Source organism: Amycolatopsis sp. YIM 10 (assembly GCF_009429145.1).
Classification (GTDB): Bacteria; Actinomycetota; Actinomycetes; order Mycobacteriales; family Pseudonocardiaceae; genus Amycolatopsis.
Genome location: NZ_CP045480.1, coordinates 5,782,447 through 5,804,263, shown reverse-complemented (window position 1 = coordinate 5,804,263; position 21,817 = coordinate 5,782,447). Strand labels below are relative to the sequence as shown.

Here is a 21,817-nt window from a genome sequence, read left to right as displayed (position 1 = left end):
AGAAGCCCGCGAGGCGGGCGCGAAGGTAGAGCGAGCACAGCGTCCGGAAGACGGGTAGCGTCGAGGGTGGCGATGCGGGACCCTTGGCACAGCGTGCGGCCCGTGTGCAGGTTAGGGAGGCGAACCCGATGAGCGAGATGCGCGTCGTCGGCGTGCGGGTCGAACTGCCCGCGAACCAGCCGATCTTGTTGCTGCGGGAAACCGAAGGAGAGCGGTACCTGCCGATCTGGATCGGCTCGGTCGAGGCCACCGCGATCGCCCTGGAGCAACAGGGTGTGCGCCCGGCCCGGCCACTGACCCACGACCTACTCAAAGAGGTCATCGGCGCACTCGGCCGGGAACTTGAGCAAGTGGTCATCACCGACCTGCGCGAAGGCACCTTCTTCGCCGAGCTGGTCTTCGACGGTGACATCCGCGTGTCGGCGAGGCCGAGCGATTCGGTCGCACTGGCGCTGCGCGTCGGCGTGCCGATCCACGCCGAGGACGCCGTCCTGGAGGAAGCCGGGCTGATCATTCCCGACGAGCAGGAGGACGAGGTGGAGAAGTTCCGCGAGTTCCTCGACTCCGTCTCTCCGGAAGATTTCCGCGGAGCAGATACTTAAGAACACGAATCCGGCGCGGCCCCTGGACACCTGTCCCCGGGGCCGCGCCGGTTCGTCGTCATGGCCTGGTGGCCTTCTCGAACAGCGTGGCCAGTTCGCGGCCGTAGCGCTCGGCGTCCAGGTCCGGCTCGCGGACGAGACGGTTGGCCAGTCCGTCGAGCGCCTGCCGGATGCTCAGCGCCATCACCTCGACGTCGAACTCGCCGAACGCGCCTTCGCGCTGGCCCTGCGTCAGCTGCCGTTCGATGCGGCCGACGCGCATGTCCCGCAGCACCGCCTCGTGGAACATGTGGCCGCCGCCCTCCTGGCCGCCCCACACCTGGCCGAGGATCTCGTTCATCGCCCGCTGGAACGCCGGGTACGCGGCCACGAAGGCCGCCTCGGACTCGATGAATCCCCGCAGCATGCCGGCCCTGGTCGTGTCGCCGGCCAGGCGCTCGGTCATGAACTCGTCCTTGAGCTGCGAGATCTGGCCGATCGTCGCGCTCATCAGCTCCTCCTTCGAGCCGAAGTGGTAGGAGATCATCCGCGTGCTGCTCAGCCCGGCGTGCTCGACGATGCGGGCGAACGACGTCTTCGCGAAGCCGAGTTCGGCGATGACCTCGATGGTGGCCTGGATGATCTGTGCTCGCCGTGCCGCTTCGGTCACGGACAGTCCCAGTTCCGGCTGGGAGTCCTTGTTTACCTGCATGAGTAAAAATTAACACGGCCAAGTAAATCCGGCAAGTTCAACCTTTGGCCGGACCGGCCGCGCGTCGCGTTGACCGGGTCCCCGACCCGGCTTACCGTCGACAGAGGTGAATCTCGACGGTGTGATTACTCCGTTCGGATGTTTGGATCCACCAGGACATGTTCTGCCGGCGGATACAGCCGGGCGAGGGGAGGCATGGGTGGTCGAGGGAAGGTCGTTCGAGGTGACCGACGGCGAGCAAGGTGAGCTCTTTCCCGACGCGTCCCTGCCCGACGAACTGGTCGGTTACCGCGGGCCCGCCGCCTGCCAGATCGCCGGCATCACCTACCGGCAGCTGGACTACTGGGCCAGGACGAAGCTGGTCGCGCCGAGCATCCGCACCGCGCACGGGTCGGGCTCGCAGCGGTTGTACTCGTTCAAGGACATCCTGGTCCTCAAGATCGTCAAGCGCCTGCTGGACACCGGGGTCTCGCTGCAGAACATCCGGGTCGCGGTGGAGCACCTGCGTGAGCGCGGGGTGCGCGACCTGGCCAAGGTGACCCTGTTCTCCGACGGCACCACGGTCTACGAGTGCACCTCGCCCGAGGAGATCGTCGATTTACTGCAGGGCGGGCAGGGCGTGTTCGGCATCGCGGTCAGCGGGGCCATGCAGGAGATCAGCGGCACCATCCACGAGTTCCCGGCCGAACGGGCCGACGGCGGTGTGGTGGAAACGGTCCGGCCGGACGAGCTGACCCAGCGCCGCAACGCCCGCCGGACCGGTTGATCGCCGCGGTCGGTGAGTTGCTAATCTTCGCGTCGTAGTCGTAAACCCTGCGCGGGAGAGACCGGGCGGCCAATCGCCTCGCCCGGCGCCGAAGGAGCAACTCCTCCCCGGAAACTCTCAGGCACCCAGGACCGCGCGGGGGAGACGCCTCTGGAAAGCGGGTCGGCGGCCACTCACCGCACGACCCCGCCGAAGGTGCAAGCCCGTGGACTCGCGGGTGAACCTCTCAGGCGCCCGGAAAACGGGCAGGGACAGAGGGGGAGGCCCACATCCATCCCGGCCCGCCGGGGCTCAGCCGGGCACCTTGTCCAGGAAGCCGTGCACCTGGGTGATCCGGTCGTTCTCGACCACCAGCACGTCGAACCCGATGACCAGCGGCTCGGCGCCAGTAGTGTCCTCGGCGCCCAGGTACCAGGTGAACCGCGCGATGTCGTGGTGGCCGTCCACCGGACCGTGCAGGCTGAACCGCAGCCCGGCGAACTGCTCGGCCGCCGTGGCGAAGAACTTCTCGATGTCGTCCCAGCCGGTCACCGCGCCGAGTGGATCGGTGTAGCCGGCGGTTTCGGTGAACAGCTCCTCGATCAGCGCGCGCCGCTCGGCGCCGGTGGCGTTCCAGGCGGCGAGGTAGCGCTCGGCGAGGGCGGTGAAGTCGGTCATGATCACTCCTTGGGTTGGCTGGCCCCAACGATTCCCGGCGACGCGCGGCTCGTCGATTACCCGCGAAGTAATGGCCGTGGCGCGGGCCCGCCCGTAACGTCGACGCCGTGACCACAGCGACCGCACCCCGTCCCGTCGGCGAACTCCTGCGCGAATGGCGGGACCGGCGGCGGATCAGCCAGCTCGACCTGGCCATCTCGGCGGATATCTCCACCCGGCACCTGAGCTTCGTCGAGACCGGGCGCTCGGCGCCGAGCCGGGACATGGTGCTCCGCCTCGGTGAGCACCTCGACGTGCCGCTGCGCGAGCGCAACCAGCTGCTGCTCGCCGCCGGTTTTGCCCCGGTGTACGGCGAAAGCGGCCTCGACGCGCCCGAGATGACCGCCGCCCGCGAGGCGGTCCGGCAGCTGCTGACCGTGCACGAACCTTATCCGGCGGTGGTGATCGACCGGCGCTGGAACATGGTCGACTCGAATGCCAGCGTGGCGTTGCTGGTCGCGGGGGTGGCTCCGGAACTGCTCGACGGTCCGGTGAACGTGCTGCGCGCGACGCTGCACCCGGACGGCATGGCTCCGCGGATCGCCAACCTGGGGGAGTGGCGGGCGCACCTGCTCGGCAGGCTGCGGCGCGAGGTGGCCGCGACGGCCGACCCCGAACTCTCCGACCTGCTCGCCGAACTGCGCGAATATCCTTGCCACGACGTGCTTCCCGAGGTCGAGGTGCCGAAGCCGGGCGACATTCTGGTGCCGTTGCGGCTGCGCCACGGCGACACCGAACTCGCCTTCTTCAGCACGGTCGCGACCTTCGGCACGCCGCTGGACGTGACGCTCGCGGAGTTGTCGATCGAGGCGTTCTTCCCGGCGGACGCGCACACCGCCGAGGTGATCCGGTCAACCCCGCTCGGCCCGCCAGCCGGGTAACACGGTGATCGTCGAGGCGAACAGCAGCAGCGCGATCAGCAGGAACGGACCGGCCACGCCGACCAGCCCGGACACCGCGCCCGCCGCGGCCGGGGCCGCCGCCTGCGCCACCCGGTTGCCGGTCAGCCGCAGGCCGAGCGCGGTGGACCGCAGGTTGTCCGGCGCCTCGCGCACGGTCCAGGTCATGGTCAGCGGCTGACCGAGTCCGAGCGCCAGCCCGAGTACCGCCATCAGCGCGGCCAGCGGCCAGAAGCCGCCGGTGAACACCAGCGCGGTCACGCAGATCCCGGCCAGGCCACCGCTGACCAGCAGTACCGTGAGGCGGCCGAATCGGCCCACCAGCAACGGGATCAGCAGGCGGGACAGGAAGGAGAACCCGGCGCGCACGGCCAGCAGCGCGCCGACCACCGCCGGGCTGAGCCCGCGATCCTCGCCCAGCACCGGGAGGTATGCGGTGATCACGTCCACAGCGGACATCACCGCGAAGCTGGTGAAGATCGCGACCAGCAGCCTCCGGTTGCGCAGCAGCGCCGCCGTCGATCCCTTGTGGACGGTCCGATCGCCGTTCTTCTTGGTGCGGGACAAGGCTTTCAGCGTCCACGCCAGGGTCAGGCAGAGCAGGGTGATCACCACGCCGAGCCCGGTGGCGAGCAGGAAGGCCTCGCGCGTCTCGGCGATCATCGAGCCGGGCGAGGCCGAGCTGATCACCCAGCCGCCGGTCAGCGGGCCGATCAGCTGGCCGATCGAGGCCGCCGCGGTGAACCAGCCGAAGTTGCGGTCCTGGTGCTCCGGCGGGGAAAGCTCGGCGACCAGCCCCTGGAAGGCCAGCATCAGCGCGAGCTGGCCGACGCCGATCACCACGTTCCCCGCGGCCATCAGCGGCAGGGAGCCGGCGAAGGCGAGGCCGAGCGCACCGGTGGTCATGGCCAGCCCGCCACCGGCGAGCAGCCACCCGAGGCCGCCGCGGTCGGCGGCCCGGCCCATCGGCAGCGCGAGGAACACCGGCAGCAGCGCGCCGGCCGCGGCGACCAGCCCGACCGCGGTGGCGTCGCCGCCGAGCGCCAGCACCCGGTAGGAGGCCACCGGCCGGATCAGGAAGGTGGCCAGGTGGACGGCGAGCGAGGCGGTGACGACCAGCACCAGTCCGGTGGTCGCACGGCGGGGGACGGGCACTCGATCATCGTCGCAGTGCGCGCGCCGCCGGGCACGGGTGGCGGCGCGGGTGAGAGGATTCTCGCAGCGGGAGCCCCCGTCGTGGCACGAGTCCAACGATCCCGGTGAGGAACTGCTTGGTGAGCATCGCGCTGAACAACGAGGTCCTGCTCCCGCTGATCAGCTTCGACGCCGGCGCGCTGCCGCCGGACACCGTCGCCGGTGCGGTGCGCCAGGCGCTCGCCGCCGGTTACCGCGCCATCGGCGTGCGGCCGTCGGGGGAGTCGGGCGCCGGGGAGGCGATCCGCGAGCTGCCGCGGGAGGATGTCTTCGTCACGCTGACCCTGCCCGGTACCGGCACCGCCGAGGCGCTGGCCTCGGGACTGCGCATGCTCGGCACCGACCGGATCGAGCTGGTGCTGCTCGAACGGCCGACGCCGCAGGCGTGGCGCGAGCTGGAAGCCGCGCAGTCCGACGGCCGGGTCCGCGCGCTCGGTGTCGCCGGGCTCACCGCCGACGCGCTGCGCCGGTTCGTCGAGTCCGTCGGGCTGCCCGCGGCGCACCGGCTCGAACTGCACCCGCGTGAACCGCGTGCCGAACTGCGCGCGCTGCACGCCGAGCACGGCATCGTCACCATCGCGGCCGACCCGGTCGGACCGGGCGCGCTGCCGGGGGTGCTGCGCGGGCTGGCTGCCAAGTACGGCAAGAGCCCCGCGCAGCTGGTGCTGCGGTGGCAGCTCGAACTCGGGCACGCCGTGGTGGTCGGGCCCGGCCCGGCCACCCTGCTCGCCGAGCAACTCGGCGTGTTCGACTTCGAACTCGCCGCCGACGACCTCGCGGTGATCGCCGAACTCGAAGGGACCTGAGGTTCCGCTACCCGCACCGCCACGCAAACCACTGTCGACACTCGTTAGGTTGCCTTGAGTCCGGCGGCTGCGAAGTCGGCCTGCTGGGCGGGTTCGGTGAGGAAGCCGCGGAAGGTCTGCGCGGCCCGCTTCTGCACGTCGTCCACACCGTTGCCGGACAGCCCGAGGTACGGGTAGTCCGCCGAGCGCGCCGAGGCCACCGACTGCGCGGGCGAGCCGATCACCTCCGGCTTCTTGGTGGTCAGCTCGCTGATCCACCACGAGGACTCCGGCAGCCAGGCCGCCGGCATACCGCGGATGGAGGTCAGCTCGCTCTGCCCGAGCAGGGCGTCGAGCACGCGCTGCGAAGCCATCGCGTCCACGGTGATGTTGATGCAGTGGCCGTGCACCACGGTCTTCGCGTCGTTCCACCGGGTGGCCGCGGCCTTGACCGGCGCCTCGGCGCTCGGGGTCACGATCACCCGCAGGCTGGCATCGCCTTCGGCGCAGCTGGCGGCCTGTGCTTCGGCGCGGCTGCTCAGCTCACCGCTGGCCCAGCCCCAGCCCAGCCAGCCGAGGCCGAGCAGGGCGACCAGGACCAAGCAGGCGATCGGCCAGGTGGCCACGCGGCGGCGGGTCTTGCCGATCGCGCGGTGGCTGCCGGTGGCGCTGATCGCCTTGTGGCTGCCGGTGGTGGTGACGTTGCGCTCCGGGCCCTGTTCGGGCGGCGGGGCCGGGGTGAAGTACGGGGAGGGCGGGGGTTCCGGTGCGCGGCGGGGAGTTCGGGGGGCCGCGGGCGTCGGGGGAGTCCGGTGGGTTGTGTCGCGGGGAGGAGTGCGGGGAGGTGTGTCACGGGGAGGTGCGGTCCGGGGAGCGGACGTCCGGTTCGCGGGGGAACGATAGCCGGACGATCTGCCGTGAGGGGGTTCCGGAGCCGGGTCCTCGACCAAGCTGTGTCGCCCCATCGTGTGCCTTTCTGGTCTGATGCTTGGACGCTCTCAGTATGCAACCAAAACGTTATCACTCTAACAGACGTAATCTGTTCGGGAAATGTGATGACGCTCAGTTGTCGCACAGCCTGCCAGCATCGGTACAAACGGACAATAGTGTGTTGCTGCACTCGATCAGGCGAGTGCGCAGGGGTTCGGCGCGGCGGGCGAAAGCCGCCTGCGCCCTGGCGTATTCGGCGCGGCCGGCCGGCGTTTCGATCGGCACCGCTGCGTAACCGAGCGGGGACAAATCGTAAGGACTCGCGCGCATGTCCAGTTCGCGGATGTCGGCCGCCAGTTCGAAACAGTCACCGATCAGCTCGGCCGGTACGAATGGGCCGAGTTTGTAGGCCCATTTGAACAGGTCCATGTTCGCGTGCAGGCAGCCGGGCTGCTCCAGCTCCCGCTGAGTCTCCCTGGTCGGCGTGAGCGTGTTGCGCGGGACGGCCTCGGGCGTGAAGAAGCGGAACGCGTCGAAGTGGCCGCAGCGCACCTCCAGTGATTCCACCACTTCGTCGGTCCCGCGTTCGCCCAGCCGCAGCGGCAGCTGGGCGTGCCGCACCTCGTCGTGCGGCTGCCGGTAGACCATCGCCCACTCGTGCAGCCCGAAGCAGTTGAGCCGGGCCGGGCGCGACGCCGTCGCCTCGAGCAGCGAGGAGACGTAGCGGGCGGTCCGCTCCCGAGCCGGAGTGAACTCCGCCGGGTCGACGGCGACGCCGTCCGGGGTTTCGTGGTAGCCGCGCCGGTCCAGGAACCGCTTCGCCGCCGCACCTTCGAGCGCCACGCCGAAACCGGGCTGCCACCGCTCCACGTGCGTCGGCCGGTGGGAGTAGTAGGTGAACAGGAAGTCCAGCACCGGGTGCTTCTCCCCGCGCGACCGGCGTTCCTGGTGCGGCACGGTCCACTTCCGCATACGCGCGACATGGGCCTCCTCGCGAGCCCGCCACTCGGGCTCGGCGAGGACTTCCACCGCGCTCACGCCGTCACGTGCGTGCCGTCCCGCACGGTGCCCACGTATTCCTCGACCAGGTCTTCCAGTGCCACCACACCGACCACGGTCCCATCCGCGTCGAGTGCCCTGGCCAGGTGCCCCCGTTCCCGGCGCATCACCGACAGCGCGCTGTCCAGCTTCGCCTCCGCCGAGACCTCGCTCAGCGCGCGCGTCTTCGATGGCGGCACCTTCGTCTCGGCCGGTTCGGCGACCAGCTCCAGGATGTCCTTGACGTGGATGTACCCGGCGAGCCCGCCCTCGGTGTCCAGCACCGGGAACCGGGAGAAGCCGGTGCTCGACACGGCCCGCTCGACGTCGCCGACGGTCGGCGACGCGGGCAGCGTGGTGAGTTCGGCGACCGGCACCAGCACGTCCGCCACGGTCTTGCGGACCGAGGACAGCGTCTGGCTCAGCCGCTGGTGCTCGGACTGCTCCAGCAGCCCCTCGCGGCGCGACTCGCTGAGCAGCTCGGCGAGTTCGGCCGAGGTGTAGGCGGTTTCCAGCTCGTCCTTCGGCTGCACCTTGATCAGCCGCAGCCCCGCGTTGGCCACGGTGTTCAGCAGCCAGATGAACGGGTTCGCCAGCTTCACCCAGGCCACGTGCACCGGGACCAGCCACAGCGCCAGCCGCTCCGGATCGGCGATGGCCAGGTTCTTCGGCACCATCTCGCCGATCAGCACGTGGAGAATGGTCATCACGGTCAGCGCGAAGGCGAACGCGATCGGGTGGATCACGTACCCGGGCAGCGGCAGCCCGATCGCGCCGAAGGCGGCCTCCAGCTGGTGCGCCACCGCGGGCTCGCCGAACTGGAGCAGCAGCAGCGAGCAGATGGTGATGCCCAGCTGCGCGCCGGCCAGCATCTGCGAGACGTGCTTGCTGGCGTTGATCACGATCCGGGCGCGGGTGTTGCCCTGCTCGGCGAGTGCCTCCAGGCGGTCGCGCCGGGAGGAGATGAGCGCGAACTCCGCGCCCACGAAGAAGGCGTTGGCCAGCAGCAGCAGGCCGATCAGCGCGATGGCGACTCCGTCGTTCACCTCGCCACCTCCACCCGGGGTGAGACGGCGGACGCGGCATTCGGACCGACGGCCGGTTCCGCCCTGCCGGTGCTCGGCCGGACGCTGATCTCGGCGATGCGCAGCCGGTCCATCGTGGTCACGGTGAGCTTCCAGTCGTCGACCTCGGCCGAATCACCGGGGCCGGGGATCCGGCCGAGGCGTTCGAGCACCAGGCCCGCGATCGTCTCGTAGTCGCCTTCGGGCATGTGGAATCCGGTGATCTCGCGGACCTCGTCGGCCCGCAGCTGCCCGGAGACCACCCAGCTGTCCGCGCCGAGTTGCCGCGACGACGGCTCCTCGCGGTCGTCGTGCTCGTCGAGCACGTCGCCGATGATCTCCTCGACCACGTCCTCCAGGGTGACCAGTCCGGCCGTGCCGCCGTACTCGTCGACCACGATGGCCAGCTGGAAGCGCGAGTCCCGCAGCCGGTTCAGCAGCGCGTCACCCGGCAGCGACTCGGGTACCGTCGGCACCGGCCGCATCACCGAGCCGATGCGCGCGCTGTCGCGGTCGGCCTGGCGCACGGTGAACGCCTGCTTGACGTGGACCGCGCCCTGCACGTCGTCGAGATCCTCGTTGTAGACCGGGAATCGCGAGAACCCGGTGCGCTGGGACAGCGCGATCAGCTCGTTGATCGACTCGTCCACGGTCAGCGACTCGATCTGCACGCGCGGGGTCATCAGTTCCTCGGCGGTGCGGTCGCCGAAGCGCAGCGACTTGTCCAGCAGTTCCGCGGTGGCGGTGTCGAGCGTGCCGCTCTCCGCGCTGGACCGCACGATCGAACCCAGCTCCTGCGGTGACCGCGCCGAGCGCAGTTCCTCCTGCGGCTCCACGCCGAACTTGCGCACCACCCAGTTCGCGCTGTTGTTCATCAGCGTGATGAGCCATTTGAAGGTCTTCGAGAAGCGCGAGTGGTACCCGGCCACCGCGCGCCCGGTCTGCAGCGGGCGGGCGATCGCCAGGTTCTTCGGCATCATCTCGCCGAGCACCATCGACAGCGAGGTGGCGATGACCAGCGCCAGCACCACCGAGGCGCCCTTGGCGAACGCCGGCGGCAGGCCGAACCCGGCCAGCGGCGGCTCGATCAGGTCACCGATCAGCGGTTCGGCGACGTAACCGGTGATCAGCGTGGTCAGCGTGATGGCCACCTGCGCGCCGGAGAGCTGGAACGACAGCGTCCGGTGAGCCTGCAGCAGCGTTTTCGACTTCTTGTCGCCGACCTGGCGGACGTTGGCCTCGACGGTGCTGCGCTCGAGCGCGGTGAGCGAGAACTCGGCGGCGACGGCCAGGCCGGTGCCGATGGTCAGCACCACCACGAAGAGCACGCCGAGGATCGAAAGCAGGATTTCCATCAGCGGACTCCGGCGGCGGTTCGCGGGGCGGGTCGCAGGCCGATGGGAGGGGGAACGGGGAAGCCGGGCTTGCCACCCGGCTTAGTACTGTCACCAGGTGACGGCGCGTCGCGCACGGAAGGGTCTCTCCTCAGGAGGGGTTGGCACGTCCCGTAGATGATACCGGCCGGTTGGGCCGAACGTGCGAGTGATCGCGGGATGTCCCTGCTCACAGCCGGGCACGGGTGAGTCCCGGATCGCGCCCGAGCAGGGCCACCAGCCGGTCCGACGGCGTCGCGTCCGGCCCGGTCTCCACCGGCGCCGCGAAGATCCCGCCGCCCTGCCAGCCGGAGACCTGCGGCCCGAGTTCGGCGAGCAGGTCCTCGGCCAGCGCGTCGCCGACGCGGTAGTCCGCGCCGATGGCCACCGCGAGGTCCCAGCCGTGCACCGCCAGGTCGCCGGTCATCTGCCAGCCGTAGTCCTCCAGCGGGATCTCGCCGAACGAGACGTGCACGGTTTCGCGGCTGGTGTTCTCGAAGGCCTGCCGCGCCGCGCGGGACGCGGTTTCCCAGCGCCGCACCGGGTGATCGCCCAGCTGCTCGCCGTCGTAGCGGTCGCCGACCTGCTCGACGGTGGCGCCGTCGAGCAGGTCCGGTGCCCACAGTTGCTCGTAGACCAGGTGGCCCAGCAGGTCGCGGACCGTCCACTCGGTACACGGCGTCGGATCGGCCCACTGGTCGCGGCCGATGCGGTGGACGAGTTCGTCGAACCCGCGGAGGGCTTCAGCGTGCGCGTCGAGAAAGTCCATGTACCGAGTCCATCACGGCCGCGCGGCACCCGCAGGGTTGCGGTGGTGCACACGCACGGTCTCCTCGACGAGGTCCAGCACCGGGGTGAGGTGGTCGGCGGGCAGGCCCATGGCGAGGTGCGAGACGAGCCCTTCGAGCACCAGCTCCAGGAACGAGGTGAGCACGTCGACGTCGACGTCGTCGCGCAGCTTTCCCGCGTCTCGCTGGCGCAGCAGGCGCTGACGGGTGGCGCGGGTGAGCTGGTCGGAGCGCTCGGCCCAGCGCGCGCGGAACTCGGGATCTGTGCGCAGGCGGCGGGACAGCTCGAGCCGGGTGCCGAGCCAGTCCGCCGGGTGCGCGCTGCCCTCGGTCAGCAGATCGCGCATCACCTGCACCAGGCCCTGGTCGGCGACCACCTGCGCCATGCGGACCGCGTCGTCCTCGGCGAGCGCGAGGAACAGCGACTCCTTGTCGCGGAAGTGGTGGAAGATCGCGCCGCGCGAGAGCCCGGTGGCTTCCTCCAGACGCCGCACCGTGGCACCCTCGTACCCGTAGCGCGCGAAGCACACCCGCGCGCCGTCAAGGATCTGCCGCCGGCGAGCGTCGAGATGGTCCTGACTGACACGTGGCATCATCCGATCCTGTCACCCGGGGTAGTGCCTTCGCAATCCGTACGTACGTACTGTGACGTCGGATCGACGGTCGACCTGGCGAATTTCCCACGCGGCGGGGGAACCCTGCACTAGTCTGCTGCGTCAAAGGCATGACTTGCGGTGCTTGTGGAATGGGGAGACGGGATGTTCGACGTCGGTGGCGCGGCCAGCGCAGCGGTGAGCAAGGTCTGGGGTAGCAGCCTCACCAAGGACGCGCCCGCGCCCGCACCTGGCGGTGGCGGCGGCTCGTTCGAGATGGACGCCGAGGAACTCGAGGCCGTGATCGGTCTCTGGGAGGCCGAGGCGGACAAGCTGGTCGAGGACGCGAAGATCATCGAGGACATCTCGTGGGGCTTCACCCCGCCCGCGCCCGACGACGCGAGCGTCGGTTACGTCGACGCCGGGGTGAACTCGATCGAGGCGCTGCGCTCGCAGAACGACTCGATGCTCAAGTACGCGCAGGAGTACGTGAACAAGCTGAAGGCGGCCAAGGAAGCGACGGTGGCCGCCGACGAAGCGAAGGCCCAGGCACTCAAGACGGCTGAGTAGGCGACCCGCGCGTGAACAAGTTGAAAGCCGTGACCCTGCTCGTCGCCGTGGCGGCCTCGCTCGCCGCGTGTTCCGGGGAGACCGGGGGAAATCCACGTCCAGTGGAAAGCGCGGAGAGCGCCGCGCCGGGCGGGTCCTCGGCCGCGCCGCAGCCGGGCGGGCCGAAGATCGCGGTACCGCTGGACGTGAGCCGCTACCTCGGCAACCCGTGCGAGCTGACGCCGCTGGCGAAGCTGTCCGCGGCCGGGTACACCGAGCCGGGGGAGCCGAAGACCGAGGACGACGTGGCCAAGGTGCTCGCCGGGCCGAGCTGCCACTGGAGCGGCGCCGAACCCGGTGTCGGCATGACCGTCCAGGTGCAGACCGGCAACCGCGACAACGGCATCGGCGGCGTCGCCGGGCTGGAGAAGGCCAAGCAGGGCCGCCAGCTCGGTTTCCTGGAGCGGACCGAGGACGTCGGGGGTTATCCCGCCTTCTTCGCCGGCCAGTCGGACCGCCGCGCCACCGGCAGCTGCGGCCTCGCCGTCGGCATCGCCGACGACCTGACCTTCACGGTGACCAGCCTGGGGTACCAGGGTGCGCAGGATTCCTGCGACAACTCGGTACGGGTCGCCGGAATCGTGATCGACACGCTGAAAGGGGGCGCCTGAGGTGAGCGGTATGGACGGTCAGGCGATCTACGACAACTTCAAGGCCGGCGACAGCGAGCGCCTGCGGATGACCGCGGAGAACGTGCAGAAGCTGTCCGCGTCGTTCGAGGAACGCGCGCAGAGCATCAAGTCGCTTCAGGAGCGGATGAAGGCGTCCTGGACCGGGGACGGCGCGGACGCGGCGAACGCCGGTGCCGGGCCGATGGAGCGGGCCTTCGCCGAAACGGCCGCGCCGCTGGACATCACCGCGAACTCGGTGAACGCGCAGGCCACCGGCTTCGACTACACCAGCAACGCGGTGGTGCCGGTGCCGCCGGCGCCGGAGAAGCCCAGCGGCTGGAGCCTCGGGCTGAAGTCGGCGATCCCGGTGGCCGGGCCGTTCATGGCGGCCAGCGAGGTGAACGACTACCAGAAGGGCGTGCAGGCCCACAACGAGGCGAACGAGAACAACGTTCGCGCGATGGACCAGTACTCCAGCATCAGCAAGAGCACCCAGCAGATCCTGCCGACGGACTACCAGCAGCTGTCCTCCGACGGCGCCGCGGTGAAGCTCAAGACCGACGGACCCGGTCCGATCGGCCCGCCGATCGCCCAGGAACCGTGGCAGGGCAACGGGAACGGCGGCGACACCGGCAGCTCGAACAAGATCGACAGCTCCACCGGCAGCAGCGGGAGCACCGGCAGCAGTGGCAGCGGCGGTACCGGTGGCACGGGAGGTACCGGCGGCACCGGGGGAACCGGTGGCACGGGCGGTACCGGTGGGACCGGCGGCACTGGTGGCACGGGAGGCACCGGCGGCGGTGTCATCGGCGGTACCGGTGGCGGCACCACGACCAGCGGTGACAAGAGCGGCAACGACAAGGGCGGCACCACCACGAAGCTGCCGCCGAAGCTGCCGAACACCAAGCCGGGCACCGGCGACCCGGTGGTCGGGCTGGTCAACAACCCGAACGCGAACAACAACCCCACCAGCAATCCCACCGGACCCGGCAATCCGGCCACCACCGGCGGGAAGCAGCCGAACACCGCGGGCGGCAGGCTGCTCGGCGGCGGCCCCGGCGGCCCGGCCGGGCTGGGCGGCGAGGCCGCGGCCCGTGGTGGCGGCAGCGGGAACTCGCTCGGCGCCGGTCGCGGTGTCGGCGCCGGTGGTGTGCTCGGTGCCGAAGGCGCCGCCCGGGGTGGCGCGGCGGCCGCTGGCCGTGGCGGTACCGCTGGTGGCCCGATGGGCGGCGCGCACGGTGCTCGCGGTCAGGGCGGCGAGGACGAGGAGCACACCCGGCCGAGCTGGCTGGTCGAGGCCGATCCCGACGCGTTGTTCGGCACCGACGAGCGCACCATGCCCCCGGTGATCGGGGAGTGACCGCTCCGACGGCGGTCCCGATCGCCGCGCTGGCGGCACTGGTCCAGCGGGAGGGTGCCGGGCAGCTGCACGTCACCCTCCAGCCCCGGGCGATGTGGTACCCCGATCGGGAACGGGACGAGCTGTCCCGCCAGATCGACGAGGCGCTGGCCGGGGCGGGGCTGCTCGACCACCGGGGCCGGACCAAGGTCGAGGTGCTGGACCTGCTGCCGCTGCTGACTTCGGCGTCGCTGGAGTTCTACGGCTGGGCCACGCGCGAGAACGAGACGATCGGCGTGCTCGCGGCTTCCCGCGGCATGCTCGGTGTGCTCGCCGTGCGCTCGGGCGACTGGGTGACCATTCGCGAGATCAACCAGCACGAGCTGCCCGAGGCGCTGATCGGCGAGCTGCCCGAGCTGTACGCGGGCGGCGGCCGGTCGCAGACGGTCCGGGCGCGCGACTTCGAGGAAGCCGCCCGCGGCAAGGAACAGGGGCGGTCGCTGCCGCAGGCGATCGCCGATGTGGTGAAGGTGGTGCAGCGGCCGGTGCACGGTACCGGTGAGCTGTACGCGGGCAAGCGGGACGAAGTGGGCCGGTACGCCCGCGTCGAGCAACCGCTGCACTACGCCGACACCGACTGGGGCCGCTACCTCAACTACACGATCGGGGAGGGGCCGGAGGCGGAGATCCACATCGCCCCGGCCACCCCGGCCGCACTCGCGGAAGCACTGCGGTACCTGGCCTCCCGCCTGGCACCCGCGATGAACCGCTGAATCGCACGGCAAAACCCGAATGGGGCTTTGAGGGCTTTTTTCGTCCTCAAAGCCCCATTCGGGTTTTTTCACACCCCCGGGCCGTTCACGGAATGGTGAGCGCCGGTGCCAGGTGTTCGGTGGCGGCCCGCTCCACGCGGTTCGCCGCCGCCAGTTCCCAGCCGGTCTCACGCGGCGGGCGGCGGTCGGTGTTCCACTGCGCCAGCAGCAGCGCCACTTTGGACTGCATTTCGGTGCGCAGCCGCAGGAACGAGTCGGCCGGATCCGCGCCGACCTCGCCCAGCAGCAGCCACCAGGCCCAGGCCGCGGCACCCGCGTTGGCCACGAAGTCCGGGATCACCGGGATGCCCGCCAGCACCAGCGAAGCCTCGGCCTCCTCGGTGGTGGCCGCGTTCGCCGCCTCGATGACCACCTTCGCCGCGACCTGCTCCACATTGTCCTCGGTGATCGCGTAGGAGATCGCGGCGGGCACGAAGATGTCGGCCTCGATGCCGACCACCGCGTTGCGCGGCAGGCGCCGCACGTCCGGCGGCACCTGGCTCCGGTCGATCTCCCCGTAGGCGTCGCGGAGTTCCAGCAGCGCCGGGATGTCCAGTCCCGCCGGGTGGTACAGCGTGCCCGCGGCGTCGGCGACCGCGGTCACCCGCATCCCGGCTTCGTGCAGGTACCAGGCCGCGCCACCGCCCATGGTGCCGATGCCCTGGATGGCCACAGTGGTCTCGGCCGGGTCCCAGGCCCACGCCGCGGCGACACCGAGGCAGGCCTGCGCGACGCCGTATCCGCCGACCACGTCCCCGAGCAGCAGCCCGCCCGGCACCGGCGCGTTCAGCCCGGCCTGCACACGGCGCAGGGTGCGCGCCGGATCGGCCGAGCGCGAGATGGCCGCGTGGTAGGACTGCTCCAGGCCGAGCCCGGCGAAGACCTCGTCGATCAGGTGCTGCGGCACGCCGAGGTCCTCGGCGGTCACCCAGTGCGCGTCGAGCCACGGGCGCATCGCCGAGCAGAACCGGGTGAGCACGTCGAACGCACGCGGGTCCTTCGGGTCCAGGTCGATGCCGCCCTTCGCGCCGCCGACCGGCAGGTTGAACGTGGCCGTCTTGTTGGCCATGCCCCTGGCCAGGTCCTCGACCTCGCTCATCGTGCACCCGGCCCGCATCCGGGTGCCACCGGTGGCGAGCCCGGAGACGAGGGTGTGCACCACGAGGAACCCGCGAGTACCGGTCACCGGGTCCGTCCAGGTCAACCTCAGCAAAGGTTCGGTGCTGTTCTGGGTGCTCACTCGACCCACCTCCAAGCTGCTGCTCGAGCGGACGCCGGGTGCTTTCGCGCGCACGGCCGAGCCCGCCGGTTTGGCTTCCCCATCGGATGAGGTACTCCGCCGGCGTGGCTGCGGTTGTGGAGTTCGTGCGACGCGGAAAGCGCTCCGGGCGTGGCCGCGTTCCGGTTTACGTGGTCCAGAGTGAGCCCGTAGCGCCGGTGCGTCCAGTTAAGGATCGTGCACGTTTGTGTTTAGGGTTTGTGTATGGAGTTTTCGTTGCAGAGACTGCGGATGCTCCGGGAGCTGGATCGGCGGGGCACCGTCACCGCGGCGGCCGGAGCACTGCACTACACGGCTTCGGCGGTGTCCCAGCAGCTGGCCCAGCTCGAACGGGACGTCGGCGCGAAGCTGTTCGAACGGCTCGGCAGGCGCGTCCAGCTGACCGAGCTGGGCAAGCTGCTGACCGCGCACGCCGAAGAGATCCTGGGCGCGGTCGAGCGCGCGACGCTGGCGCTGGAGGAGGCGCAGGAGTCGGTCACCGTCCGGCTGACCGCCGGCGTGTGGGCGTCGGTGGCCTCCGGGCTGCTGCCGCGCGCGCTGACCGCGCTGGCCGCCGAGCACCCCGGCATCAAGGTCCGCACCCGCGAGCTGGCGCCGGAGGAGACCGCGGACGCGGTCCGCGACGGCTCGCTCGACTTCTCGTTCGTGATCGACTACTCGGACGCCCCGATGCCGTGGGACGCCGGGCTGGAACGCGCAGTGATCGCGGTGGAACGGCTGCACGCCGCGGTACCGGCGGGCACCGTGCCCGCCGGCAGCGTCTCCCTGCTCGAACTCGCCGAACAGCCGTGGATACTGGCCAGTCCGAAGAGCCACTTCGGCCGGGCCATCCGGATCGCCTGCCAGCGCCACGGTTTCGAGCCGAAGATCGACCACGAGGTGGAGGAGCAGGCCACCGCGATGGCGATGGTGGGGGCGGGCCTCGGCGTCACGCTGGTCTCCGATCTCGGCCTGATCCTGCGGCCGCCCGGAGTGGACACGGTGGCGCTGGCGAGCCCGCTGATGCGCACGGTGTCCATCGCCTACCGCACCACCGCACTGCGCCGCCCGTCGATGCAGCTGGTGATCCACGCGGTCCGCGCGGCCGCCGCCGAACTGGGCCTGGCCACCGAGACCACCCTGCCCTAAGTGGTCACGATCGGAAGTCCGTCGGGATTCCCTCGAATGGCGCAATCGCGCCGCCGGAAACGGGGTTTTCCGCCTGATCTCGCGCCGGTTTTGCCCGGCTGGACGAGCCCGTCCCGAGCCGGGTCCGAGCGCGGGCGGCTGCGATTGTCGTACCCCGCGTGTAGCGTCCGAATCCTGGTGATCCCACTAGTCATTCAGGTTGGAGGTGGCATGACGACGGTCAGAGATTTTCCTTCTCCCGCAACGGGTAACCTCGCCGCGCGGGTGGTTTCCGACCGTGCGGAGGGCGAGGCCTACGTGGCGTCGGTGTGCTTCAAGCACGGCCCGCCGAGACTGCTCGGAGTGGAGCTCGAGTACACCGTGCACCACCGGGACGACCCGTCCCGCCCGCTCGATCCCGGTGTGCTGGCCGAGGCGCTCGGCCCGCACGCACCACGAACGCTCGATCCCGGCGGAGAGGCCGCGCCCCTGCCGGGCGGCTCGCCGGTGAGCATCGAACCCGGCGGCCAAGTGGAGATTTCGGCCCTCCCGCGCAGCTCACTGGCCGAACTGGCGGTCACTGTGGACGCCGATCTGGCCCATCTCACCGAACTGCTCGCCCGATCCGGGCTGGAACTGGGCGATTCGGGCATCGACGCCCATCGCGCCCCGGACCGGATCCTGCAAACCCCGCGCTACGCCGCGATGGAACGCCGGTTCGCGCCGGACGGTCCCGGCGGCCTCACCATGATGTGCAGCACGGCGGGGCTGCAGGTCTGCGTGGACGCGGGGGAGCCCGAGCACCTGGCCGCGCGCTGGGCGGCCGCACACGAACTCGGGCCCGCGCTGCTGGCGTTGTTCGCCAACTCCGGCAGGCACGCGGGGGAGGACACCGGGCACGCCTCCGCGCGCTGGCTGGCGGTGATGGCCACCGAACGGGCCCGCACCTTCGCCGCCACGGCCACACCGGACCCTCCGCGCGACTGGGCGCGCCGAATGCTGGACACCCCGTTGCTGGTGGTGCCGCGGGCCGAGGGCCCGTGGGACGCGCCGGTGCGCTTCACCTTCGCCGACTGGATCGACGGACGCGGTGAGGCGGGTGTGTTCGGCAGGCCGACACTGGCCGATTTGGACTACCACCTGACCACGATGTTCACCCCGGTGCGTCCGCAGGGCTACCTGGAGATCCGGTACCTGGACGCGCAGCCGCCGCGGGGCTGGCTCGACGCCACCGCCCTGCTCGTCGCCCTGCTCGCCGAGCCATCCACTGTGGACAGGGCACGCGAACTGTGCGAACCCGTCGCCGGTGCCTGGGAGACCGCGGCCGCCCGCGGTCTCGCCGACCCGGCCATCGCCGCGGCCGCCAAGGCCGTGGCCGATCTCGGCTGCGCCGCACTCGGCGCGACCGGATTGCCACCCGAGGTGATCGACCGGATCACCGAGGCCGTGCAGCACCGAGCCGCCAGGACCCCGGCGGCCCGAACCCCCGAAGAGAGGGCGTGACCACCGTGGCTACCTCGACCGCGGAAAACAACCCACTGCTCGAGCTGAGCCCGCAGGACCTGCGCGCCCACGCCGCCGAAGCACTGACCCGGGCGCGGGCCCGCAGCACCGCGCTGACCGACGCCGTCGACGACGAGGACCTGGTGCGCCAGCACTCGAAGCTGATGTCGCCGCTGGTCTGGGACCTCGCGCACATCGGCAGCCAGGAGGAACTCTGGCTGGTCCGCGACGTGGGCGGCCGGGAGCCGCTGCGCCCGGACCTCGACGAGATCTACGACGCCTTCATGCACGCGCGCGCCGATCGCCCCGGCCTCCCACTGCTCGGCCCGGCCGACGCCCGCGCCTACGTCCGCGAAGTCCGCGACAAGTCCTTCGACGTGCTGGAGAAGGCTCCGCTCGACGACGGGAACGCCTTGCAGCGCAACGCGTTCGCCTTCGGCATGATCACCCAGCACGAGCAGCAGCACGACGAGACCATGCTGGCCACGCACCAGCTGCGCCGCGGTGAGCCGGTGCTGCACGCACCCGCCCCGCCCCCGCGCCGCGCCGGCGCGCTGCCGCCCGAGGTGCTGGTCCCGGGTGGCGCGTTCGTCATGGGCACCACGGCCGAGCCGTGGGCGCTGGACAACGAGCGACCGGCGCACGAGACGCACGTCGACGGCTTCGCCATCGACACCACCCCGGTCACCAACGGCGCCTACCTGGCCTTTGTGGACGGTGGCGGGTACACCGACCCGCGCTGGTGGAGCCAGGAGGGCTGGGCCTACCGCACCGAGCACGGCATCGTCGCGCCGCGCTTCTGGCGCCGCGAGGGCGACCAGTGGTGGCGTGTCCGGTTCGGTGTGCACGAGCGCATTCCGCTCGACGAGCCGGTGGTCCACGTGTCCTACCACGAGGCGGCGGCGTACGCGGCCTGGGCGGGCAAGCGGCTGCCGACCGAACCCGAGTGGGAGAAGGCCGCCCGGTTCGATCCGGTTTCCGGGCGCTCGCGCCGGTTCCCCTGGGGTGACGACGAGCCGACCGCCGAGCACGCGAACCTCGGGCAGCGGCACCTGCGCCCGGCACCGGTGGGCGCCTACCCGGCCGGTGCCTCGCCGCTCGGTGTGCACCAGCTGATCGGCGACGTCTGGGAGTGGACGAGCAGCGACTTCCACGGCTATCCGGGCTTCCGCGCGTTCCCGTACCGGGAGTACTCCGAGGTCTTCTTCGGACCGGAGTACAAGGTGCTGCGCGGTGGTTCGTTCGGCACGGACGCGGCGGCGATCCGCGGCACCTTCCGCAACTGGGACTACCCGATCCGGCGGCAGATCTTCGCCGGGTTCCGGTGCGCCAGGGACCTCACTCCCGCCGAGCGGGCCTGAGCACCGGATGTGCCGCCATCTGGGTTACCTCGGTGAGCCCTGCTCGCCGGCGGAGCTGCTGTTCGAGGCGCCGCATTCGCTGCTGCACCAGTCGTACGCCCCGGCGGACATGCGGGGCGGCGGATCGGTGAACGCGGACGGCTTCGGCCTTGGCTGGTACGGGGCGGCCGCCGAGCCGCTCCGCTACCGGCGCCACGCTCCACTGTGGACCGACGAGAGCCTGCGCCCGCTGGCCGCTTCCCTGCACACCAAGGCTTTTCTCGCCGCGGTGCGCAACGGCACCACCGGCATGCCGGTGGGGGAGGCGGCCTGCGCGCCGTTCGGCGAGGGCCGGTGGCTGTTCAGCCACAACGGCATGGTGCCGGGCTGGCCGGAGTCGGTGGTGCCACTGGCGGAGAAGCTGCCGGTGGCCGAGCTGCTCCGGCTGCCCGCGCCGACCGATTCGGTACTGCTTTGGGCGGTGCTCTCGGCCCGCCTGCGCGACGGCGCCGAACCGGTGGGCGCGGTGACCGGCCTGGTCGCCGAGGTCGAGGCGGCCGCGCCGGGCTCGCGGCTGAACCTGCTGCTGACCGACGGCGAGCTGCTGGTCGGTACCGCGTGGACGCACGCACTGTCCTATGTGGCCACCGAGACCGGCACGGTGGTCGCCTCCGAACCCTGTGACGACCGCCCCGGCTGGACCCCGGTGCCCGAACGGCACGCGGTGACCGTCCGCGGCCGTCAGGTCGAGATCACCCCCATTACCGGCTGAGGAGCGAAAACCCGCCATGAGCGAACCCGATCTCACCGAGCACCACAGCCAGGCGGCCGTCACCGAGGCGCTGCGCGCCGACGTGCGCGCCGGACTGGCCGCCGAGCGGAAGTGGTTGCCGCCCAAGTGGTTCTACGACGCGGCAGGCAGTGAGCTGTTCGAGAAGATCACCGCACTGCCCGAGTACTACCCGACCAGGGCCGAGCGCGAGATCCTGGCGAGCAGGGCCCCGGCGATCGCGCGGGCCACCGGCGCCCGCGCGCTGGTCGAACTGGGCTCGGGGTCGAGCGAGAAGACCCGCCTGCTGCTCGACGCGCTGACCGCGCACGGCACGCTCGAGACCTTCGTGCCGCTGGACGTCTCCGGGGCGGCGCTGGCCGAAGCCACCGAGGCGATCGCCGCCGAGTACCCCAAGCTGGAGGTGCGCGGGGTGGTCGGCGACTTCACCGAGCACCTGGGCCTGCTGCCCGGCGAGCCGCCGCGGGTGGTCGCCTTTCTCGGCGGCACCATCGGCAACTTCCTGCCCGCCGAGCGGGCGAAGTTCCTGCGCTCGGTGCGTGAGGTGCTGGCGCCGGGGGAGTGGCTGCTGCTCGGCGCCGACCTGGTGAAGGACCCGGAGCGGCTGGTCCGCGCCTACGACGACGCGGCGGGGGTGACCGCCGAGTTCAACCGCAACGTGCTGCGGGTGATCAACGAACGGCTCGGCGCCGACTTCGACGTGGACGCCTTCGAGCACGTGGCGCACTGGGACGCCGAGGCCGAGTGGATCGAGATGTGGCTGCGCGCCACGGAGGAGCAGGTGGTCCGGATCCCCGGCGCCGACCTGGAAGTGCGGTTCGCCGCCGGTGAGCACGTGCGCACCGAGATCTCGGCGAAGTTCCGCCCGGAGGGCCTGGCCGCCGAACTCGCCGCGGCCGGGTTCGATGTCGCGGAGCGCTGGACCGACGCCGACGGGCTGTTCAGCCTCACCCTGGCAAAGGCGGACAGGAAATGAATTAACTGATTTGGCCGACGCAGTGCCGAGTC

Annotated in this window: 23 protein-coding genes and 1 riboswitch; of the genes, 13 read left to right on the top strand and 10 right to left on the bottom strand. The window is 71.0% G+C overall.

Features of this window, described 5'->3' with window-relative positions:
• The first annotated feature begins 128 nt into the window (after positions 1–128).
• Positions 129–602: a bifunctional nuclease family protein gene (locus tag YIM_RS27570; RefSeq protein ID WP_113692302.1), complete on the top strand. Its 474-nt coding sequence runs from the start codon at positions 129–131 to the stop codon at positions 600–602.
• 58 nt (positions 603–660) lie between these two features.
• Here the strand turns inward: YIM_RS27570 and YIM_RS27565 are convergent, their stop codons facing one another.
• Positions 661–1,293, bottom strand: coding sequence for a TetR/AcrR family transcriptional regulator (locus tag YIM_RS27565; protein WP_153033096.1), 633 nt, complete (start codon positions 1,291–1,293; stop codon positions 661–663).
• Positions 1,294–1,492: 199 nt separating this feature from the next.
• Here YIM_RS27565 and YIM_RS27560 point away from each other — a divergent pair, with 199 nt between their 5' ends.
• A complete protein-coding gene (locus tag YIM_RS27560) occupies positions 1,493–2,059 on the top strand; it encodes a MerR family transcriptional regulator (protein WP_153033095.1) in 567 nt (188 codons plus the stop codon).
• 42 nt (positions 2,060–2,101) lie between these two features.
• Positions 2,102–2,203, top strand: a riboswitch (glycine riboswitch).
• A gap of 147 nt (positions 2,204–2,350) precedes the next feature.
• Here YIM_RS27560 and YIM_RS27555 read toward each other — a convergent pair.
• The gene (locus tag YIM_RS27555) at positions 2,351–2,716 is read right to left on the bottom strand and encodes a nuclear transport factor 2 family protein (protein ID WP_153033094.1); all 366 of its coding nucleotides are present in this window, start codon (positions 2,714–2,716) and stop codon (positions 2,351–2,353) included.
• A gap of 107 nt (positions 2,717–2,823) precedes the next feature.
• Between YIM_RS27555 and YIM_RS27550 the strand changes: the two genes are divergently transcribed.
• Entirely contained in the window at positions 2,824–3,636 is an 813-nt protein-coding gene (locus tag YIM_RS27550; RefSeq protein WP_153033093.1) for a helix-turn-helix domain-containing protein, read from the top strand.
• Here YIM_RS27550 and YIM_RS27545 read toward each other — a convergent pair.
• On the bottom strand, positions 3,607–4,809 hold the full coding sequence (locus YIM_RS27545) for an MFS transporter (RefSeq protein WP_194239769.1): 1,203 nt from the start codon (positions 4,807–4,809) through the stop codon (positions 3,607–3,609). The genes YIM_RS27550 and YIM_RS27545 overlap by 30 nt on opposite strands.
• Before the next feature lie 119 nt (positions 4,810–4,928).
• On the opposite strand from YIM_RS27545, the gene YIM_RS27540 reads away from it, so the two are divergent.
• Positions 4,929–5,654 carry an aldo/keto reductase gene (locus tag YIM_RS27540; protein WP_194239768.1) on the top strand — a complete coding sequence of 242 codons (726 nt, stop codon included), beginning with the start codon at positions 4,929–4,931 and terminating at the stop codon, positions 5,652–5,654.
• Between the two features lie 44 nt (positions 5,655–5,698).
• On the opposite strand, the gene YIM_RS27535 is transcribed toward YIM_RS27540, so the two are convergent.
• The 6 genes from YIM_RS27535 to YIM_RS27510 form a co-directional block, all read right to left on the bottom strand.
• A complete protein-coding gene (locus YIM_RS27535; protein ID WP_228004052.1) occupies positions 5,699–6,259 on the bottom strand; it encodes a hypothetical protein in 561 nt (186 codons plus the stop codon).
• Between the two features lie 436 nt (positions 6,260–6,695).
• The gene (locus YIM_RS27530) at positions 6,696–7,601 is read right to left on the bottom strand and encodes a 3-methyladenine DNA glycosylase (RefSeq protein ID WP_153033090.1); all 906 of its coding nucleotides are present in this window, start codon (positions 7,599–7,601) and stop codon (positions 6,696–6,698) included.
• Positions 7,598–8,647 carry a hemolysin family protein gene (locus YIM_RS27525; protein ID WP_153033089.1) on the bottom strand — a complete coding sequence of 350 codons (1,050 nt, stop codon included), beginning with the start codon at positions 8,645–8,647 and terminating at the stop codon, positions 7,598–7,600. The genes YIM_RS27530 and YIM_RS27525 overlap by 4 nt, the downstream gene beginning before the upstream one ends.
• The gene (locus tag YIM_RS27520; protein ID WP_370468889.1) at positions 8,644–10,020 is read right to left on the bottom strand and encodes a hemolysin family protein; all 1,377 of its coding nucleotides are present in this window, start codon (positions 10,018–10,020) and stop codon (positions 8,644–8,646) included. Before YIM_RS27520 ends, YIM_RS27525 begins: the two co-directional genes overlap by 4 nt.
• A gap of 208 nt (positions 10,021–10,228) precedes the next feature.
• The gene (locus YIM_RS27515) at positions 10,229–10,807 is read right to left on the bottom strand and encodes a TIGR03086 family metal-binding protein (protein ID WP_153033087.1); all 579 of its coding nucleotides are present in this window, start codon (positions 10,805–10,807) and stop codon (positions 10,229–10,231) included.
• Between the two features lie 12 nt (positions 10,808–10,819).
• The gene (locus YIM_RS27510) at positions 10,820–11,419 is read right to left on the bottom strand and encodes a TetR/AcrR family transcriptional regulator (protein WP_153033086.1); all 600 of its coding nucleotides are present in this window, start codon (positions 11,417–11,419) and stop codon (positions 10,820–10,822) included.
• Positions 11,420–11,584: 165 nt separating this feature from the next.
• On the opposite strand from YIM_RS27510, the gene YIM_RS27505 reads away from it, so the two are divergent.
• Genes YIM_RS27505 through YIM_RS27490 form a run of 4 tightly spaced genes read left to right on the top strand, consistent with a single transcriptional unit; the run spans position 11,585 to position 14,751 of the window.
• The gene (locus YIM_RS27505) at positions 11,585–11,989 is read left to right on the top strand and encodes a hypothetical protein (protein ID WP_153033085.1); all 405 of its coding nucleotides are present in this window, start codon (positions 11,585–11,587) and stop codon (positions 11,987–11,989) included.
• Between the two features lie 11 nt (positions 11,990–12,000).
• Complete coding sequence (locus YIM_RS27500) at positions 12,001–12,639, top strand: DUF3558 domain-containing protein (protein WP_153033084.1); 639 nt, start codon at positions 12,001–12,003, stop codon at positions 12,637–12,639.
• 10 nt (positions 12,640–12,649) lie between these two features.
• Positions 12,650–13,999, top strand: coding sequence for a WXG100 family type VII secretion target (locus tag YIM_RS27495; protein WP_153033083.1), 1,350 nt, complete (start codon positions 12,650–12,652; stop codon positions 13,997–13,999).
• Positions 13,996–14,751 carry an ESX secretion-associated protein EspG gene (locus YIM_RS27490; protein ID WP_153033082.1) on the top strand — a complete coding sequence of 252 codons (756 nt, stop codon included), beginning with the start codon at positions 13,996–13,998 and terminating at the stop codon, positions 14,749–14,751. Before YIM_RS27495 ends, YIM_RS27490 begins: the two co-directional genes overlap by 4 nt.
• Positions 14,752–14,836: 85 nt before the next feature.
• Here the strand turns inward: YIM_RS27490 and YIM_RS27485 are convergent, their stop codons facing one another.
• Positions 14,837–16,030 carry a Glu/Leu/Phe/Val dehydrogenase dimerization domain-containing protein gene (locus YIM_RS27485; protein ID WP_153033081.1) on the bottom strand — a complete coding sequence of 398 codons (1,194 nt, stop codon included), beginning with the start codon at positions 16,028–16,030 and terminating at the stop codon, positions 14,837–14,839.
• Between the two features lie 243 nt (positions 16,031–16,273).
• Here YIM_RS27485 and YIM_RS27480 point away from each other — a divergent pair, with 243 nt between their 5' ends.
• The 5 genes from YIM_RS27480 (at position 16,274) to egtD (ending at position 21,785) form a co-directional block, all read left to right on the top strand.
• Entirely contained in the window at positions 16,274–17,197 is a 924-nt protein-coding gene (locus tag YIM_RS27480) for a LysR family transcriptional regulator (RefSeq protein WP_153033080.1), read from the top strand.
• A 210-nt stretch (positions 17,198–17,407) separates the two neighbouring features.
• Entirely contained in the window at positions 17,408–18,679 is a 1,272-nt protein-coding gene (locus YIM_RS27475; protein ID WP_153033079.1) for a glutamate-cysteine ligase family protein, read from the top strand.
• Positions 18,680–18,684: 5 nt separating this feature from the next.
• Complete coding sequence (gene egtB, locus YIM_RS27470) at positions 18,685–20,040, top strand: ergothioneine biosynthesis protein EgtB (RefSeq protein WP_194240344.1); 1,356 nt, start codon at positions 18,685–18,687, stop codon at positions 20,038–20,040.
• A 7-nt stretch (positions 20,041–20,047) separates the two neighbouring features.
• Positions 20,048–20,791: an ergothioneine biosynthesis protein EgtC gene (gene egtC, locus YIM_RS27465; RefSeq protein ID WP_153033078.1), complete on the top strand. Its 744-nt coding sequence runs from the start codon at positions 20,048–20,050 to the stop codon at positions 20,789–20,791.
• Between the two features lie 16 nt (positions 20,792–20,807).
• Positions 20,808–21,785: an L-histidine N(alpha)-methyltransferase gene (gene egtD, locus YIM_RS27460; RefSeq protein ID WP_153033077.1), complete on the top strand. Its 978-nt coding sequence runs from the start codon at positions 20,808–20,810 to the stop codon at positions 21,783–21,785.
• The last annotated feature ends 32 nt before the right edge of the window (positions 21,786–21,817 follow it).

Excerpts from the sequence above, each read along its gene's own strand:
- YIM_RS27480 (WP_153033080.1), top strand. The coding sequence starts at position 16,274 with ATGGAGTTTTCGTTGCAGAGACTGCGGATGCTCCGGGAGCTGGATCGG.
- YIM_RS27555 (WP_153033094.1), bottom strand. The coding sequence starts at position 2,716 with ATGACCGACTTCACCGCCCTCGCCGAGCGCTACCTCGCCGCCTGGAAC.
- YIM_RS27505 (WP_153033085.1), top strand. The coding sequence starts at position 11,585 with ATGTTCGACGTCGGTGGCGCGGCCAGCGCAGCGGTGAGCAAGGTCTGG.
- YIM_RS27475 (WP_153033079.1), top strand. The coding sequence starts at position 17,408 with ATGACGACGGTCAGAGATTTTCCTTCTCCCGCAACGGGTAACCTCGCC.
- YIM_RS27495 (WP_153033083.1), top strand. The coding sequence starts at position 12,650 with ATGGACGGTCAGGCGATCTACGACAACTTCAAGGCCGGCGACAGCGAG.
- egtC (WP_153033078.1), top strand. The coding sequence starts at position 20,048 with ATGTGCCGCCATCTGGGTTACCTCGGTGAGCCCTGCTCGCCGGCGGAG.
- YIM_RS27570 (WP_113692302.1), top strand. The coding sequence starts at position 129 with ATGAGCGAGATGCGCGTCGTCGGCGTGCGGGTCGAACTGCCCGCGAAC.
- YIM_RS27515 (WP_153033087.1), bottom strand. The coding sequence starts at position 10,807 with ATGGACTTTCTCGACGCGCACGCTGAAGCCCTCCGCGGGTTCGACGAA.
- YIM_RS27510 (WP_153033086.1), bottom strand. The coding sequence starts at position 11,419 with ATGCCACGTGTCAGTCAGGACCATCTCGACGCTCGCCGGCGGCAGATC.
- YIM_RS27520 (WP_370468889.1), bottom strand. The coding sequence starts at position 10,020 with ATGGAAATCCTGCTTTCGATCCTCGGCGTGCTCTTCGTGGTGGTGCTG.
- YIM_RS27565 (WP_153033096.1), bottom strand. The coding sequence starts at position 1,293 with ATGCAGGTAAACAAGGACTCCCAGCCGGAACTGGGACTGTCCGTGACC.
- egtD (WP_153033077.1), top strand. The coding sequence starts at position 20,808 with ATGAGCGAACCCGATCTCACCGAGCACCACAGCCAGGCGGCCGTCACC.